This is a genomic window from Spirillospora sp. NPDC048911 (assembly GCF_043198015.1).
Lineage (GTDB): Bacteria > Actinomycetota > Actinomycetes > Streptosporangiales > Streptosporangiaceae > Spirillospora.
Genome location: NZ_JBICUD010000002.1, coordinates 1357434 through 1372519, shown reverse-complemented (window position 1 = coordinate 1372519; position 15086 = coordinate 1357434). Strand labels below are relative to the sequence as shown.

Genomic DNA, 15086 nt, shown 5'->3' with positions numbered 1-15086 from the left:
CTGGTCGGCCGTTCGCGAACGTTCGAGAAGGGCTCTGTCATGTCATCGACCGCACCCCGCGCCGGGGCCAGAGAGTGGGCCGGGCTCGCCGTCCTGGCACTGCCGGTCCTGCTGCTGGCGCTGGACAACAGCGTGCTGTTCCTCGCTGCCCCGCATCTGGGCGCCGATCTGCGCCCGTCCGCCACCCAGCTGTTGTGGATCATGGACGTCTACGGCTTCATGGTCGCCGGTTTCATGATCACAATGGGCACGCTGGGCGACCGGATCGGCCGCCGGCGGCTGCTGCTGACCGGCGCGGCGGCGTTCGCCGGCGCCTCCGTGCTGGCCGCGTACGCCGCGAGCCCCGAGATGATGATCGTCGCCCGGATGCTGCTGGGCGTCACCGGCGCGACGCTGGGCCCGTCGGCGCTCGCGCTGATCGGCATGATGTTCGCCGACCCGCGCCAGCGGGCCATGGCGTTCGGCATCTTCACCGCGTGCTTCATGGGCGGCGCCGCGCTGGGGCCGGTCGTCGGCGGCGTCCTGCTGGAGTCGTTCTGGTGGGGGTCGGTGTTCCTGCTGGGCGTTCCGGTGATGGCGATCCTGCTGGTGGCCGGGCCGCTGGTCCTCCCCGAGTACCGGGACACCGCGGCGGGCCGGGTGGATCTCGCGAGCGTCGGCCTGTCGCTCGCCGCGATCATGCCGGTCATCTACGGGCTCAAGGAGATCGCGGACGAGCCCGCACGGGCGGTGCCGTACGCGGCGGTCGTGGTCGGCCTGGCGTTCGGCCTGTGGTTCGTGCGGCGGCAGCGGTCCCTGGAGACACCGCTGCTGGATCTGGCGCTCTTCAAGGGACGTGGCTTCGCCGCCGCGCTGGCGATCCTGCTGCTCACGGGAATCGTGCAGAGCGGCCTCTACCTCTTCGTCAGTCAGTACCTGCAACTGGTCGAGGGGATGGCGCCCCTCAAGGCGGGCCTGTGGCTAGTTCCGCCGACCCTGGCGCTGGGAGTCGGATCGGTGCTGGCACCGGTCGTCGCCCGCCGGTTCCGTTCCTCGCACGTCATGGGCGCGGGCCTCGGGCTGGCGGGAGCCGGGCTCCTCGCCATGGCGGCGGCCGACGGCCTGGGGCTGCTCATGACCGGCGTCGTCATCGGGTTCTTCGGCACCGCGCCGGTGAGCGTCTTCGTCTTCGACCTGATCGTGGGGGCGGCACCGGTCGAGAAGGCGGGCTCCGCGTCGGCCATCGCGCAGACCTCCGGGGAGTTCGGGATCGCGCTCGGCGTCGCGACGCTCGGCAGCCTCGGGACCGCCGTCTACGGCAGCCGGATCGACGTCCCCGGCCAGGTGCCCGCAGGTGCCCGGGAAACCGCCGCCGACTCGCTGAGCGGGGCCGTGGAGGCCGCCGCGGACCTTCCCGCCGCCGTCGCCGCCGATCTCCTGCGCGCCGCGCACGCCGCGTTCAGCGACGCTCTCGCCGCCGTCTCGGTCACGAGCGCGGCCCTGGTCCTCGCCCTCGCCGCCGTCTCGCTCGTCGCCCTGCGCTCGGTGGCCCTGGCCGGGGAGGACGCGGGTAAGAAGGCGAGAGGGGACGCGGGTGAGACGGCGGAAGGGGACGCGGGTGAGAAGTCGGGAGAGGACGTCCCTCAGCCCGCCGCTGAGGCCCATCCCGAGAAACTCGCCATCCCCGACGCGTGACCACCGCACCGCCGAACGGCGAGACCAGACGGCCGGGCGGCGAGACCGGGCCGCCGGGCGGCGGGATCAGGACGGTGGGCGGGTCATAGGGTGACGGTGACCACGGTCGCGTCATCGTGGATCTTGTTGCGGGGCCAGCGGGCGCCGTCCGGGTCGGTGCGTTCGGCGTCGCGGGTGCGTCCGATCAGCCCGGCGGGGCCATGCTCGTCGATCATGCCGATGAGCCCGGGCCAGTCGGTGCGGCCGAACCCGTCGACCAGCCGGGTGGCGCCGTCGGTGAGCAGGAAGGCGCGCCGCAGGTCGCGCCGCGGCATCGTGCCGGTGATGGCGTGCTCGGCCGCGGCGGGGTCGGCCGCGGCGTAGACGTGGCCGCCGGTGATCTCCTGGAGGATGTCCGGGCCGTCGAGCAGCAGGGTCGAGTCGGCGAGGACCAGGTAGTCGACCACGTCCCCCCGCACGCGCAGGGCCAGGACGGTGGCGGCGGGCGTCGTGGCGCGGCGCAGGTCGCAGGTGGAGCGGTGCGAGGCCGCGACGTCGGAGATGGCCCCGGCGAGCCTGGCCGCGAGGGGACGCCGGGACGGCCGGTGGGCTCCCTCGGGCGGCCCGACGGGCGGGCCCGCCTGCGGCGCCTCGCCCAGGCCGTCGGTCAGCCGCGCCAGCAGCCGGGTGCCGAGGGAACGGGCATACCAGGCGGTGCCGTGGACGCAGCCGAGATCGGTGCCGAGCGGGAGCCCGCACCCGTCGAGGACCACCACGGCGCCGAGCGCGGCGGCCACGAAGTCCTCGTTGCGCCGTTCGGGCGAGCCCTGGTCGGTCGCCCACGCCACCTGCATCATGCGTCCTCCAGCGGGGCTCAGGCGCCGTGGCTGCGCTCCGCGGCGGCCTGGGCGCGGCGGGTCAGGTCTTCCCAGAGCTCGTCGACCTGGACCTTCAGGTCGTCGAGCGAACCGGAGTTGTCGATCACGTGGCCGGCGATGGCGCGGCGGGCCTCGCGGGTGGCCTGGGCGGCGATCCGGGCCCGCGCGGCCTCCTCGGTCATGCCGCGCCGGGTGGTGAGGCGGTCGAGCTGGATCTCCACGGGGGCGTCGACGACCACGACGACGTCGTAGAACCCGGCGAGGTCGTTCTCGGTGAGGAGCGGGACGTCGTAGACGACGATCGCGTCGTCCGGGGCGGCGTCCATCAGCTCCTGCATGCGGTCCCCGACGAGGGGATGCACGATGGCGTTGAGCGCCTTGAGCCGGTCGGCGTCGCCGAACACGATCGTGCCGACCTTCTCGCGGTCGAGCCCGCCGTCCGGAAGCAGGACGTCCTCGCCGAACTCCGCCACGACCGCGGCCAGGCCGGGCGTGCCCGGCTCGACCACCTCGCGGGCGATCTTGTCGGCGTCGATGACGACCGCGCCGTGCCCGGACAGGCGCCTGGAGACCTCGCTCTTGCCCGAGCCGATCCCGCCCGTCAGTCCCACTCTCAGCACTGCGTCCCCACTCTCAGCAACATGTCGGGATCAGGCCTCCTGGGCGGCGGGCACGAGCGGCTTGCGCATGTGCACGAGGGTGAGGTGCGCGGCGACCCGTTCACGGTGGGTCTCGGCGTAGCCCAGCCGGCGGTAGAGCCGCAGGTTGCCGTCGCTGAGGTGCCCGGTGAACAGCACGCACGCGTCGGCGCGGGCGATGACCTCGCGTTCGAGCGCCTCCATGAGCCGCCGGCCGATGCCGCGGCCCTGCATGTCGGGCACCACCACGAGCCGGCCGATCAGGCACGTGTGGTCGCTGAACTGGGCGCGCACGGCTCCGACCAGCCGCTGTCCCGCCACGGCCTTGAGCACCACCGAGTCGGCGCCCAGCATCTTGCGGAGCTGCTCCTGCGACTCGACCAGCGGCGGGATGAAGGGGTCGCCGTACAGCTGCGCCTCGCTGACGTACGCGGCCCGCTGCACGGTCAGGATCTCGCCGGCGTCGGCGGGCTCCGCAGGCTCGATCCTGACGTCCTCTGCGTTCATGAGGCGACCTTACCGGGGCTCCCGCCGCCGGTCTGCTCAGCGCCCGATCCGGACGGTCACTCCGACGGGATAGTGATCGGACGCGTCGGAACGGCCCACCGAGTAGTCGTCGAACACCAGGTCGTCGGTGCCGATGATCCAGTCGATCCGCTCGCCGTCGGCCGTCGTCGCCGTGGAGTCGCCCATCGCGGCGCTGCGCAGCTCGGCGCTGCCGCCGTTGCCCTCCAGCAGCCGGCTGATCTCCGGGCTGCCCGGCTGGGCGTTCATGTCGCCGCCGATGATCGTCCGGGGCGCGCCACCCCAGCTCCGCAGCAGCGCGCTCACCTCGCGGATGCGCTCGTCGCTCTGGTCGGCGCCGCCCTCCAGATGCGTCGACCAGACGTCGATCGAGGTGTCGCCGACGCCGAGGCGCGCCCACACGAACCCGCGGATCTGCGACCAGTCGCCCTTGGACATCCGGCCGGTGCCGGACTTCTTCACGGGCAGCGAGGTGAGGATCGCGTTGCCGAACTGGCCGTCGGCGGCCGGGCCCCACAGCAGCTTCATGCCGAGCCGGCGCGACAGCCAGACGCCCACGTCGGTGGTGCCCGACAGCAGGGAGCCCCGGCTGGCCTCCTGGAGCAGGACGACGTCGGCCTTCTGCGCCTCGATGGTCGTGGCGATGCCCTCGGGGTCGAGCCGGCCCTTCTGGCTGACGGCGTCGTGGATGTTGTAGGTGACGACGCGGACCTGGCCGGGAGTGGCCGCGCGGGCCTCCTTCTTCGGCGTGGCGACCGCGAAGATCGCGGTGCCCAGCAGCAGGCCGAGCGAGGCGGCGCCGGCGGTGACCGCCCGCAGCGGCGCGCGGGCGGGCAGCGGGCCGCCGCGCGCGGCGGCGATCGCGGCGAGCGCCCCCAGCAGGATCCCGGCCAGACCGGGCATCACGTTGTTGGGCAGCGGCAGCGGCGTGACGGCGCTGACCTGGTACGGAATGAGGATCAGCGCGATGAGGAGGCCGCCGATGGCCGCGCCGGCGTCGATCCGCCACACCGGCCCGCCGGCGCCCGCGCGGCGCAGCGGGGCCCGGCAGGCGACCGCGAGCAGCCACGCCGCCAGCACCTGGCCGACGATCACAACGGGGACGATCTCGATGCCGGCGACCGCGTACGTGCCGGCGATCGCCCCGGCGCCCACCCCGAGCAGCGTGCCGCCGAGCACGCAGACGCCGCCCGGGACGGCACGTACCGCGAGACCGGAAGCCAGGAACGCCAGCGCCAGCCCCTGGCCGGCGACGATCACGGCGTGCGCGCCGACGAGCGACTGCCAGCCGGAGGACGCGACGAACGCCGGGCTCGACAAAATAAGGATCTGCAGCGCCAGGAACGGGCCGAGCGCCGCCGCGCCCATCGCGTCCCGCCAGGAGATGCCGGGCGCCGCCACTGGGCCGGACGACATCTCGCGGTAGAGCGCGAGGGCGCCCAGGCCGACGTAGAGCACGCAGGCCAGCCATGGCCAGACGCCCGAGCGCCAGGCCGGATCCCAGGTCGCGAACGCCATCCGGACGGCGGAGTCGACCGCGAGGCCCGCGACCGCCGCCGTGGCGAAGCCGACGCCCGACAGCCCCCGGGCGCCCTCGTACAGCGCCGCCATCGCGATCATGCCGATGGCCGTGCCGAGGAACGCCAGCCACAACTGCGGCGTCAGGGCCTGGGCGAGCAGCCGTACGGCGAACAGCCCGCCGACACCCACCAGCAGCAGGCCCTGCGGCCCGGCCGCCCGCCGGATCAGCGGGCTGAGGAAGCCCGCCAGATAGACCAGCACCACGACCGCGGCGGCCGCGCCGGTGCCCGCGGTGTCGGCGAACCGGTCGAGCTGGGGAAGCGAGAAGCGCAGGGTCTGGGCGAGCACGGCGACCGTGATCGCGATCAGCGCGAGCCGCGCCGGGCCCTGCGGAACGATCGAGGGACCGGCCGGCTGCGTGGGGCCACCGGTCTTGGTTCCAACGTCTGTACTGGCCAAGGGAAACAGCTGCTCCGGACGACGGGCGGGTACGAGGGGCCGGGCCCCGGGATCGGCCCCGGGATCGGGGGCCGCGGATCACGAGACCGGAACCCGAGGGTATCGGCAACCACCACGACGGGTCGAAAAGCGCGCCGACCAGCCCGCCAGGACAAGCCCCAAAACAGCCACCCCGACAAGCAGCACGCAACAAACCACCCCGCGCCAGACCGGCACGCAACAAAAGCAGTGCGCCAGAGCAGCTCACAGCAAAGCAACGCGCAGCAAGGCGGCGCCTGTGGCCAGCAGCACACAGCAGGACAGCGCGCAAAGGGCGGCGCGCGGCAAAGCACCACATAGCAGGCGGCATGTGGCAGAGCAACGCGCAGCACGACGGCGCCCCTGGCGAGCGGTACACAGCAGAGCTCCGCGCAAAGGGCGGCAGAACAGGGCGCATCAGAGTGGCGCCCATGGCGCGCGGCGCGCAACAGGGCGCCGCGCGGCAAGCAACGCGCAGCACAGCGGCGCCCGAGGCGAGCGGCACACTGCAAGGGCGGCGGCCATGGCGAGCGGCGCGCAAAGGGCGGCACGTAGCAGAGCGGCACACTGCAGGGCAGCGTGCAAAGGGCGGCGTGTGGCAGAGGGGCGAGTGGGGCGGGGCGGCTTGGGGCGGAAACGCGTCACGGCCGGAGGGGGATCCTGGGGATCTCCCTCCGGCCGTGATTTCAAGTCACCGACCGGCGCTTGGCCGGGTGGGGGTTTGGGCCCCCGCCCGGCTTACTGGCCGCCGGAGAGCTTCTCGCGCAGTGCCGCGAGGGCCTCGTCGGTGGCGAGGGCGCCACCGGCGGTGTCGGCGTCGTCGCCGCCACCGGAGTACGAGGTCTCGCCGCCGCCGCCGACCGTGGTCGTCCCGCCGGTGGCCTCGGCCTCAGCCTCGGCCTTGCGGGCGTCCTCGATCTGCTTGCGGTGCGCGTCGAACCGCGAGCGGGCCTCGGCGTACTGCCGCTCCCAGGTCTCGCGCTGCTCGTCGAAGCCCTCGAGCCACTCGCCGGTGTCGGCGTCGAAGCCCTCGGGGTACTTGTAGTTGCCCTGGTCGTCGTACTCGGCGGGCATGCCGTACAGGGTCGGGTCGAACTCCTCTTCCTCGACGACGACGCCCTCGTTGGCCTGCTTGAGCGACAGGCTGATGCGGCGCCGGTCGAGGTCGATGTCGATGATCTTCACGAAGATCTCGTCGCCGACCTGGACGACCTGCTCGGGGATCTCCACGTGGCGCTCGGCCAGCTCGGAGATGTGCACCAGGCCCTCGATGCCCTCCTCGACGCGGACGAACGCGCCGAACGGCACCAGCTTGGTGACGCGGCCGGGCACGACCTGGCCGATCTGGTGGGTCCGGGCGAACTGCTGCCACGGGTCTTCCTGGGTCGCCTTGAGCGACAGGGAGACGCGCTCGCGCTCCATGTCGACGTCCAGGACCTCGACCGTGACCTCCTGGCCCACCTCGACGACCTCGGACGGGTGGTCGATGTGCTTCCAGGACAGCTCGGAGACGTGCACCAGTCCGTCGACGCCGCCCAGGTCCACGAACGCACCGAAGTTGACGATCGAGGAGACCACGCCCTTGCGGACCTGGCCCTTCTGGAGGGTGTTGAGGAAGGTCTGGCGGACCTCGCTCTGGGTCTGCTCCAGCCAGGCGCGGCGGGACAGGACCACGTTGTTGCGGTTCTTGTCCAGCTCGATGATCTTGGCTTCGAGCTCGCGGCCGACGTAGGGCTGCAGGTCGCGGACCCGGCGCATCTCCACGAGGGAGGCGGGCAGGAAGCCGCGCAGGCCGATGTCGAGGATGAGGCCGCCCTTGACGACCTCGATGACGGTCCCGGTGACGATGCCGTCCTCGTCCTTGATCTTTTCGATCGTGCCCCAGGCCCGCTCGTACTGAGCGCGCTTCTTGGACAGGATCAGACGGCCTTCCTTGTCCTCCTTCTGGAGGACGAGGGCCTCGACGTGGTCTCCGACGGTGACGACCTCGTTGGGGTCGACATCGTGCTTGATGGAGAGCTCGCGAGAGGGAATGACACCCTCGGTCTTGTAGCCGATGTCGAGGAGGACCTCGTCACGATCGACCTTGACGACGGTGCCTTCGACGATGTCGCCGTCGTTGAAGTACTTGATGGTCTCATCGATCGCTGCGAGGAATGCTTCCTCGGAACCGATGTCGTTGACCGCTACCTGCGGGGTGGTCGAGGTGGCCTCGGTGCTGCTCGTCATGTGTCGGCTGACTCCGGATACGGACATGCGTAGGTGTCATGATGCGCGGAGGGCCTTATATCCGCCCTGCCGAGGACCGGGAAGGGACGCAGCCTGAGCTACGCCGGTGAACCGAACCGAAGTCAACGACCTGACCGAGCGCGAGCCTGCTCTGTCTGAAGCACGTGCAAGCCCACAGCGCAGCGATCAGGATATGGGACGAGACACGTGGGGTCAATCGGAGGGGGCGGGGTCAGGCCCCGCAGCCACCCGAAACTCAGTAGGAACGCCCATAAATCCGGTATTCCTTGGCGAGCGACCTCTCGTCCGACGCCGGGAACGAAATGGTATTCGGATCGCCGTCCGATGTGTACCGCGTGTCAGGATCTTTGTCGAGCCGGTCCAGCCAGGCGGTCGAGCAGTACTCCCGGCAGTCATTCTCCTTGATCTTGCCCTCCGAGCGCACCCTCAAGATCGCGAACCGGTCGAAGTCCTTGTCGAACGGCGAGTCCGAGGGCTTCCAGCCGGCCAGGAGGACGCCCTTGAAGTCGTACTCCCCGTCCTGCTTCTGCGCCCAGGACCGCTTCTCGGGCACCGCGCCGAACGGGTAGGCGAAGGTCGTCGTGTGCGTCCCCGTCAACGAGAGGATCGTGCTCTCCATCCCGCCGATCTCCTTCTGGACCTCCTTCTTGGAGAGCTGCGAGAGATCCGGATGGCTCACCGTGTGGTTGCCGAGCTCGAATCCGTGCTGCTGGAGCCACTTGAGCCCCGCGCCCGCCTGGTCCCCCATCTGGAAGAGGTCCTCGTTCAGATAGAACGTCGCGACCGGCCGGAACCCAGGGAACTTCGCCGCGACCTCCAGCAGGATGGCCACCGCCGTGTCGGGCTTGGGATTGCCCCGCTCGTCCAGCCCGAAGTGACCGGGCGTGCTGTCGTCGAACGTCAGCACCACCGGATGCTTGCCCAGCGGCACGTCGATCCGCCCGCTCACCAGCTCGGCCGCCGTGATGGGGACGTAGCCCTCCTCGGCGAGCCGGGTCAGCTCGTCCCGCAGCTCCTTGGTCGACCGGTCCAGCGACAGCTCGGCCTTCTTCATGATCCGGTGGTACATGAGCACCGGGATCTCGCCCAGCTCGTTGGCCTTGGCCGACACCGCCGCCGGACTCGCCGCCCCGATCTTGACCGGCCCCGTGGCCGTCGGCGAGGGAGACGGAGACGCACTCCGTGTCCCCGCGGGCGCCGCACTGGCCGTGGCGGTGGCCGTGACCGTGGCGCCTTGCGAGGCCTTGGCCCGCTGCGCCGCCTGCGTAGCATCCGCCCGGGGTCTCTCGTCCCGCTCGGGGAGAGTGAGCCCGAGGACCACCGCACAAACGATCAGAAAACCGGCGAGCTTGTGGAGGGTTGGCACGAGCCTCCCGTCGATCGGCACGGACACGACCAGAACCAGCCTAGGCCCGCAGAACCCCCCACGCACAAGGGGCCCGGGGCCGCAACCCGACAGCCGCCGCCTGCCCCTCACTCACCACCGCCAGGGCACCGTGGCAGCCCGCTCAGCCGTCACGCGAATGCGTTAACGGGTCGTGAAGCCAGCCGAAGGCGAAGCTTCACGAGAGATCGCGAAGCGATGCGCATTCCCTCCCACTGCACCCCCCGCCCAGCCGCCCTTTCAAGGGACAAGCCTCGCTTGGCCGCAGCTTTTGCGGTTTGGCCCCCGAGCCGCCAGGCTCGGGGGCCAAGGCCGTAAAAGAATTAATTAATGTGCAGCGTCTTGCCAGGTGCGGCCGGTGCCGGTGGAGATCTCCAGGGGGGCCTTGAGCTCGTAGGCGCCGGTCATCTGCTCGCGGACGAGGGCCTGGAGCTCGTCCTGCTCGCCCGCGGCGACCTCGAAGACGAGCTCGTCGTGGACCTGGAGGAGCATGCGGGACGCGAGGCCGTGGGCGCGCAGGGCGCGGTCGACGTTGAGGCTCGCGACCTTGACGATGTCGGCCGCGGAGCCCTGGATGGGAGCGTTGAGGGCCATGCGTTCGGCCATCTCGCGGCGCTGGCGGTTGTCGGAGTTGAGGTCGGGCAGGTAGCGGCGGCGGCCGAGGATGGTCTCGGTGTAGCCGTCCTGGCGGGCCTTGGCGACGACGTTCTGCAGGTAGTCGCGGACGCCGCCGAACTGCTGGAAGTACTCCTCCATGAGGCCGCGCGCCTCGTCGGGCGAGATGCGCAGCTGCTGCGACAGGCCGAAGGCGGAGAGGCCGTAGGCGAGGCCGTAGTTCATCGCCTTGATGCGGGCGCGCAGCTCGGAGTCGATCTGGTCGGCGGGCAGGTCGAACACCCGGGACGCGGTGATGGTGTGGAAGTCGGCACCGGAGGAGAAGGCGTCGAGGAGCGCCTGGTCCTCGGAGAGGTGCGCCATGATCCGCAGCTCGATCTGGCTGTAGTCGGCGGTCATGAGCGACTCGTGGCCGGCGCCGACGACGAACGCCTCGCGGATCTGGCGGCCCTCGGCGGTGCGGATCGGGATGTTCTGCAGGTTGGGGTCGGTGGAGGACAGCCGGCCGGTGGCGGCGACCATCTGGTTGAACGTGGTGTGGATGCGCCCGGCGTCGTCGGCCATCGGGATGAGCGAGTCGACGATGCTCTTGAGCTTGGCCACCTCGCGCCAGCGCAGGATGTGCTCCAGGACGGGGTGACCGTCCTTGGCGAGCAGGTTGGTCAGCGCCTCGGAGTCGGTGGTGTAGCCGGTCTTGGTGCGCTTGGTCTTGGGGAGCGACAGCTCTTCGAACAGCACCTGCTGGACCTGCTTGGGCGAGCCGAGGTTGAACTCGTGGCCGACCGCGTCGTGGGCCTGCTGCTCGGTCTCCTTGACCTGGCCGCCGAGGGAGGCGGAGAGGTTCGCCAGGTGGTCGGCGTCGACGGCGATGCCCGCTCGCTCCATGTCGGCCAGGACGCGGACGAGGGGCAGCTCGACCTCGTGCAGGAGGCGGGTGGCGCCGCGCTTCTCGAGGTCCTTGTCGAAGACGTCGGCCAGCTCCGCCACGGCGCGGGCGCGCACGGCCAGGTCGTTGGCGGCCTCTTCCTCGCCGGAGCCGTCGAGGGTCAGCTGGCCGGAATCCTCGGTCTCGCTGCGCAGCTCGCGGTGGAGGTAGCGCAGGGCGAGGTCGGCCAGGTCGAACGTGCGCTGGCCGGGCAGCGCCAGGTAGGCGGCGAGCGCGGTGTCGCTGGTGAGGCCCTCGAGGGTGAGGCCACGGGCGTGGAAGGCCAGCATGGGGCCCTTGGCCTCGTGCATGGCCTTGGGACGGGACGGGTCGGCCAGCCAGCCGGCGAGCGCGCGCTCGTCGTCCTCGATCAGCTCGGCCGGGTCGAGCGAGACCGCCGGGCCCTTCTTGGAGGCGAGCGCCAGGGCCGTCAGCTCGCCGGTGCCGCGGCCCCAGGTGCCGGTGACGGCGATGCCGAGGCGGTCGGCGGTCGTCGCGTTGTCGTGCAGCCAGGAGCCGAGGGCGCCGGGCTCCAGCTGGGCGAGCTCGATCTCGAAGCCCTCGTCGGCCTCCGGCTCGGGCGCCGAGAGGGAGGAGTAGAGGCGCTCGCGCAGCACCCGGAACTGCAGCGAGTCGAAGAGGGCGTGGATCTCGTCGCGGTCCCACTGGCCCATCGACAGCTGCGGCGGGGTGAGTTCGAGCCCGACCTCGCAGTCGAGCTTGTTGAGCTGCTGGTTGCGCAGCACGTCACCGAGGTGCTCGCGCAGGTTCTCGCCCGCCTTGCCCTTGATCTCGTCGACGTGCGCGACGAGCTCGTCCAGGCCGCCGTACTTGGCCAGCCACTTGGCGGCGGTCTTGGGCCCGACGCCGGGCACGCCCGGCAGGTTGTCGCTGCTCTCGCCGACGAGCGCGGCCAGCTCACGGTAACGCTCGGGCGGGACGCCGTACTTGGCCTCGACCGCGGCCGGGTCGTAACGGCCCAGCTCCGACACGCCCCGGATCGGGTAGAGGATCGTGACGTCGTCGTTGACCAGCTGGAACGCGTCGCGGTCACCGGTGACGATGAGCGTCTTCATGCCAGCCGCGGTGGACTGGGTGGCGAGCGTGGCTATGACGTCGTCGGCCTCGAACCCCGCCACCGACAGGCGCGGGATGCGCAGCGCGTCCAGCACCTCGTGGATGAGGCTGATCTGGCTGCGGAACTCGTCGGGGGTCTTCTGCCGGCCGGCCTTGTACTCGACGTACTGCTCGTGCCGGAACGTCGGCTCCGACCGGTCGAACGCCACCGCGATGTGCGTCGGCTGCTCGTCGCGCAGCACGTTGATCAGCATCGAGGTGAAGCCGTAGACCGCGTTGGTCGGCTGCCCGTCGGTCGTCGAGAAGTTCTCGACGGGGAGCGCGAAGAACGCCCGGTAGGCCAGGGAATGCCCGTCGAGAAGGAGGAGCCGCTTGTCAGGGGTCGATGGTTCGTTCGCCACACCAGGACTCTAGTCTGCCCGTACGACAGTTTGAGGGAGGCATACGTGACTGACACCGGCGATCAGCGGGCGAAGTTCCTGAACGAACGCGGGATCGACGCCCACGGCGATCTGGCGCAGGCGATGGGGGTCGAGTACCTCGAAGCCACGCCGGAGCGCGTCGTCGGCCGCATGCCGGTCAAGGGCAACACCCAGCCCTACGGCCTCCTGCACGGCGGGGCCTCCTGCGTCCTGGCCGAGTCGGTCGGCTCGGTCGGCGCCGCGCTCAGCGCGGGCGAGGGCCGGATCGCCGTCGGCATCGAGATCAACGCCACCCACCACCGCGGCGCCACCGAGGGCTTCGTCACCGCCGTCGCCACCCGGGTCCACGTCGGCCGCACCCTCGCCACGTTCGACATCGCGATCAGCGACGAGCAGGACCGCCGGGTCTGCACCGCACGCCTCACATGCATGCTCCGGGACGCCCCCGCGTCCTGACAGCCGATCTTTCCCGGGTCAAGTCCGCACTTCCTTTGCGGTCGGCCCTGAACCGTCGGTAGCGTGGATTGGAACGGCCCGGGATCACTGAGTAGACAACGTGCGCGTCCGGGGAAGACCCGTACGGCCCCAAAGGTGATCCCGGGCCCGAACCATGTTCGGCCCGGGGTGGCTCCACTGTTCAGCCCGGGTGGCGGCACGTTGAGCCGGAGTGGCGGCATGTTCAGCCCGGGAGACACCGTGGGTCGCCGTCCGGATAGCAGGTGGGCAGCGGGTCGAGGTCCCGCCCGCTCGGCGGAGTCTCCAAGGTGACCGTGTCGCTGCTGTCCGACAGCGGCCCGCTCGACTCGAAGACGCCCAGGCGCAGCGCGCGGGGCCGCCGCGGCCCCCCGTCCATCGCCTCCTCCGGAGTCGGCATGGCGCTGTCGGGGACGGTGGCCCATGTCTCCAGGAGCACCGTCGTTCCGCGAGGCACAGGAAGCAAGGCCTCCGTGTCCTGCCCCTTCCCTCCCAGGCAGGGCAGCATGCGGTGGTACGGGCCCGTGTTCTCCCCCTCGACCGAGATGTTGAGATCGGCGAACGCCTCCTGGTAGTTGTTGCATGCCAGGCGCAACCTGAGCGGCTCGTCCACGCGGCGCACCCGCATGGACGAGGTCCCGCCCCGCGGCCAGGTGATGATCGCCGAGGCCAGCAGGCGGCCCGGCCCCGCCCCGAACGCGGGCGCCGCCGCCGCGGTCGAACGATCGGCCGCGTCCCGCTGCGTGAGCGGCAGCACGACCGCGCCCGCCACTCCGAGCAGCGCGAGCGAACCGGCGACGCCGGCGGCGGCCCGACGCCGGCGTGCGCGCCGGATGCGCCCCCGCACTTGGAGCACCCGGTCCGCGTTCGGCGCGGGCGCGTCGCCGCGGCGATCCTCGAACGCCCTGCGCAGCAGTTCCTCCTCGGTCGTCGCCATCCGGCTCAGGCCCCCTCGATGACGGGAACGGGAACGATCGAGTCGTCCGCCCGGAGCTTGGCCAGGGCCTTGCTCGTCTGGCTCTTGACGGTCCCCTCCGTACAGCCCAGGATCTCCGCCGCCTCCGCGCACGTGAGGCCCTCGTAGTAGCGGAGCACCAGGACCGCGCGCTGCCGGCGCGGCAGCCTGCCCACCGCCCGCCAGATCGCGTCGCGGTCGTCGTAGCCGCGGTACGCGTCGAGGCCGTCCATCCGTTCGGGCAGGTCGTCGGAGGGACGCTCGCCGCCCCACCGGCGCCACCAGGAGATGTACGTGGTCACCACCACCTTGCGCACGTACGCGTCGGGCGACTCCGTCAGCCTCGGCCAGGCCCGCCACGTCTTCACCAGCGCCTCCTGGAGCAGGTCCTCGGCGGTCGCCCAGTCGCGCGTCAGCAGGTAGGCGGTCAGCAGGAGGGCCTCCCCGCGCGAGGCAACGAACTCCGGATAGTCAGACCGGTCCGCCACGTCCCGCCCTCCCCGTCCGCCGGTTCTCGGGATCTATTACGCCGACCGGCGCCCGGGGGTTGCCCGGCGGGTGCCGCTTTTTTCACTGTGACCGGCTATGGACGGTCACCGGTTGCGGTTCGGTTGCAAAAGGGTCTCCGGTGTTCCTGCCTGAACCGGACGCTGCCTACCGTCGCGTCATGCGCTTGATCGCTGCTGCGGCGGCCCTCGGAATCGTGCTGGCCTCGACCGCGGGATGCTCCGGGGACGACGACTCCCCCGAGTCGGCTCCCACGTACGAGCTGTCACCGCGGCCGGTGCGGCCCGACGAGAAGGCGCTGAAGCTCGCCCCGGTGTCGGACGGGGACACCTCGTTCAGCGTGATCGGGTTCACCGTCATGCCGGAGATCACCGGCAGTCACGCCAACGTGAAGGCCCGGGGCAAGTTCGTGCGGGTCCGGCTCGTGATGGTCAACAACGGCCGCACCACGACGCTCGTGGACGTGAACAAGCAGCGGCTGCTCTCCTCGGACGGGGCGAGCAGCAAGCCGGACTACGACGCGATGATCGTCAAGCGGCAGCCGTTCAAGTTCGACCTGGGCGCCGCGATGCGCGTGGAGTTCGACCTCTGGTACGACATCCCGGCCGCCGCCAAGCCCACGGCGCTGCGTCTCTACGGCGGCTCCACGCTCACCGACATGAAGGACGAGGAAGGCACCGACCTCCGCCTCCCCTGACCGGCCTCCACCTGCCCCGCTGAGAGCTTCGCCCTGCCTGACGGGACCTTCGCGTGCCCTGGCGGAAGGACTGTCTGGTATGACGAAA

12 protein-coding genes are annotated in these 15086 nt (G+C 71.2%); 3 read left to right on the top strand and 9 right to left on the bottom strand.

Features of this window, described 5'->3' with window-relative positions:
* Positions 1 to 39 precede the first annotated feature (39 nt).
* Complete coding sequence (locus ACGFNU_RS13695; RefSeq protein ID WP_392593258.1) at positions 40 to 1674, top strand: MFS transporter; 1635 nt, start codon at positions 40 to 42, stop codon at positions 1672 to 1674.
* Between the two features lie 83 nt (positions 1675 to 1757).
* Here ACGFNU_RS13695 and ACGFNU_RS13690 read toward each other — a convergent pair whose 3' ends face one another.
* The 7 genes from ACGFNU_RS13690 to polA form a co-directional block, all read right to left on the bottom strand.
* The gene (locus ACGFNU_RS13690; protein ID WP_392593256.1) at positions 1758 to 2510 is read right to left on the bottom strand and encodes an integrase; all 753 of its coding nucleotides are present in this window, start codon (positions 2508 to 2510) and stop codon (positions 1758 to 1760) included.
* 17 nt (positions 2511 to 2527) lie between these two features.
* Positions 2528 to 3151: a dephospho-CoA kinase gene (gene coaE / locus ACGFNU_RS13685; RefSeq protein ID WP_392593254.1), complete on the bottom strand. Its 624-nt coding sequence runs from the start codon at positions 3149 to 3151 to the stop codon at positions 2528 to 2530.
* Positions 3152 to 3181: 30 nt separating this feature from the next.
* On the bottom strand, positions 3182 to 3676 hold the full coding sequence (locus tag ACGFNU_RS13680; protein WP_392593252.1) for a GNAT family N-acetyltransferase: 495 nt from the start codon (positions 3674 to 3676) through the stop codon (positions 3182 to 3184).
* A 36-nt stretch (positions 3677 to 3712) separates the two neighbouring features.
* Positions 3713 to 5674 carry an endonuclease/exonuclease/phosphatase family protein gene (locus ACGFNU_RS13675; RefSeq protein ID WP_392593251.1) on the bottom strand — a complete coding sequence of 654 codons (1962 nt, stop codon included), beginning with the start codon at positions 5672 to 5674 and terminating at the stop codon, positions 3713 to 3715.
* Positions 5675 to 6430: 756 nt separating this feature from the next.
* Positions 6431 to 7921 carry a 30S ribosomal protein S1 gene (gene rpsA / locus ACGFNU_RS13670; RefSeq protein ID WP_392593249.1) on the bottom strand — a complete coding sequence of 497 codons (1491 nt, stop codon included), beginning with the start codon at positions 7919 to 7921 and terminating at the stop codon, positions 6431 to 6433.
* 256 nt (positions 7922 to 8177) lie between these two features.
* Positions 8178 to 9053, bottom strand: a complete 876-nt coding sequence (locus ACGFNU_RS13665; protein WP_392593247.1) for a polysaccharide deacetylase family protein — start codon at positions 9051 to 9053, stop codon at positions 8178 to 8180.
* Positions 9054 to 9653: 600 nt separating this feature from the next.
* The gene (gene polA, locus ACGFNU_RS13660) at positions 9654 to 12344 is read right to left on the bottom strand and encodes a DNA polymerase I (RefSeq protein WP_392593245.1); all 2691 of its coding nucleotides are present in this window, start codon (positions 12342 to 12344) and stop codon (positions 9654 to 9656) included.
* A 123-nt stretch (positions 12345 to 12467) separates the two neighbouring features.
* Here polA and ACGFNU_RS13655 point away from each other — a divergent pair, with 123 nt between their 5' ends.
* Entirely contained in the window at positions 12468 to 12821 is a 354-nt protein-coding gene (locus ACGFNU_RS13655) for a PaaI family thioesterase (RefSeq protein ID WP_392593529.1), read from the top strand.
* 223 nt (positions 12822 to 13044) lie between these two features.
* On the opposite strand, the gene ACGFNU_RS13650 is transcribed toward ACGFNU_RS13655, so the two are convergent.
* Both ACGFNU_RS13650 and ACGFNU_RS13645 read right to left on the bottom strand, forming a co-directional pair.
* Complete coding sequence (locus ACGFNU_RS13650) at positions 13045 to 13776, bottom strand: hypothetical protein (RefSeq protein WP_392593243.1); 732 nt, start codon at positions 13774 to 13776, stop codon at positions 13045 to 13047.
* Between the two features lie 5 nt (positions 13777 to 13781).
* Positions 13782 to 14282 carry a SigE family RNA polymerase sigma factor gene (locus tag ACGFNU_RS13645; protein WP_392593241.1) on the bottom strand — a complete coding sequence of 167 codons (501 nt, stop codon included), beginning with the start codon at positions 14280 to 14282 and terminating at the stop codon, positions 13782 to 13784.
* Between the two features lie 179 nt (positions 14283 to 14461).
* Here ACGFNU_RS13645 and ACGFNU_RS13640 point away from each other — a divergent pair, with 179 nt between their 5' ends.
* Entirely contained in the window at positions 14462 to 14998 is a 537-nt protein-coding gene (locus ACGFNU_RS13640; protein WP_392593240.1) for a DUF4352 domain-containing protein, read from the top strand.
* Positions 14999 to 15086 lie beyond the last annotated feature (88 nt).

Excerpts from the sequence above, each read along its gene's own strand:
- ACGFNU_RS13695 (WP_392593258.1), top strand. The coding sequence starts at position 40 with ATGTCATCGACCGCACCCCGCGCCGGGGCCAGAGAGTGGGCCGGGCTC.
- ACGFNU_RS13690 (WP_392593256.1), bottom strand. The coding sequence starts at position 2,510 with ATGATGCAGGTGGCGTGGGCGACCGACCAGGGCTCGCCCGAACGGCGC.
- ACGFNU_RS13680 (WP_392593252.1), bottom strand. The coding sequence starts at position 3,676 with ATGAACGCAGAGGACGTCAGGATCGAGCCTGCGGAGCCCGCCGACGCC.
- rpsA (WP_392593249.1), bottom strand. The coding sequence starts at position 7,921 with ATGACGAGCAGCACCGAGGCCACCTCGACCACCCCGCAGGTAGCGGTC.
- ACGFNU_RS13655 (WP_392593529.1), top strand. The coding sequence starts at position 12,468 with ATGGGGGTCGAGTACCTCGAAGCCACGCCGGAGCGCGTCGTCGGCCGC.
- ACGFNU_RS13650 (WP_392593243.1), bottom strand. The coding sequence starts at position 13,776 with ATGGCGACGACCGAGGAGGAACTGCTGCGCAGGGCGTTCGAGGATCGC.
- ACGFNU_RS13640 (WP_392593240.1), top strand. The coding sequence starts at position 14,462 with ATGCGCTTGATCGCTGCTGCGGCGGCCCTCGGAATCGTGCTGGCCTCG.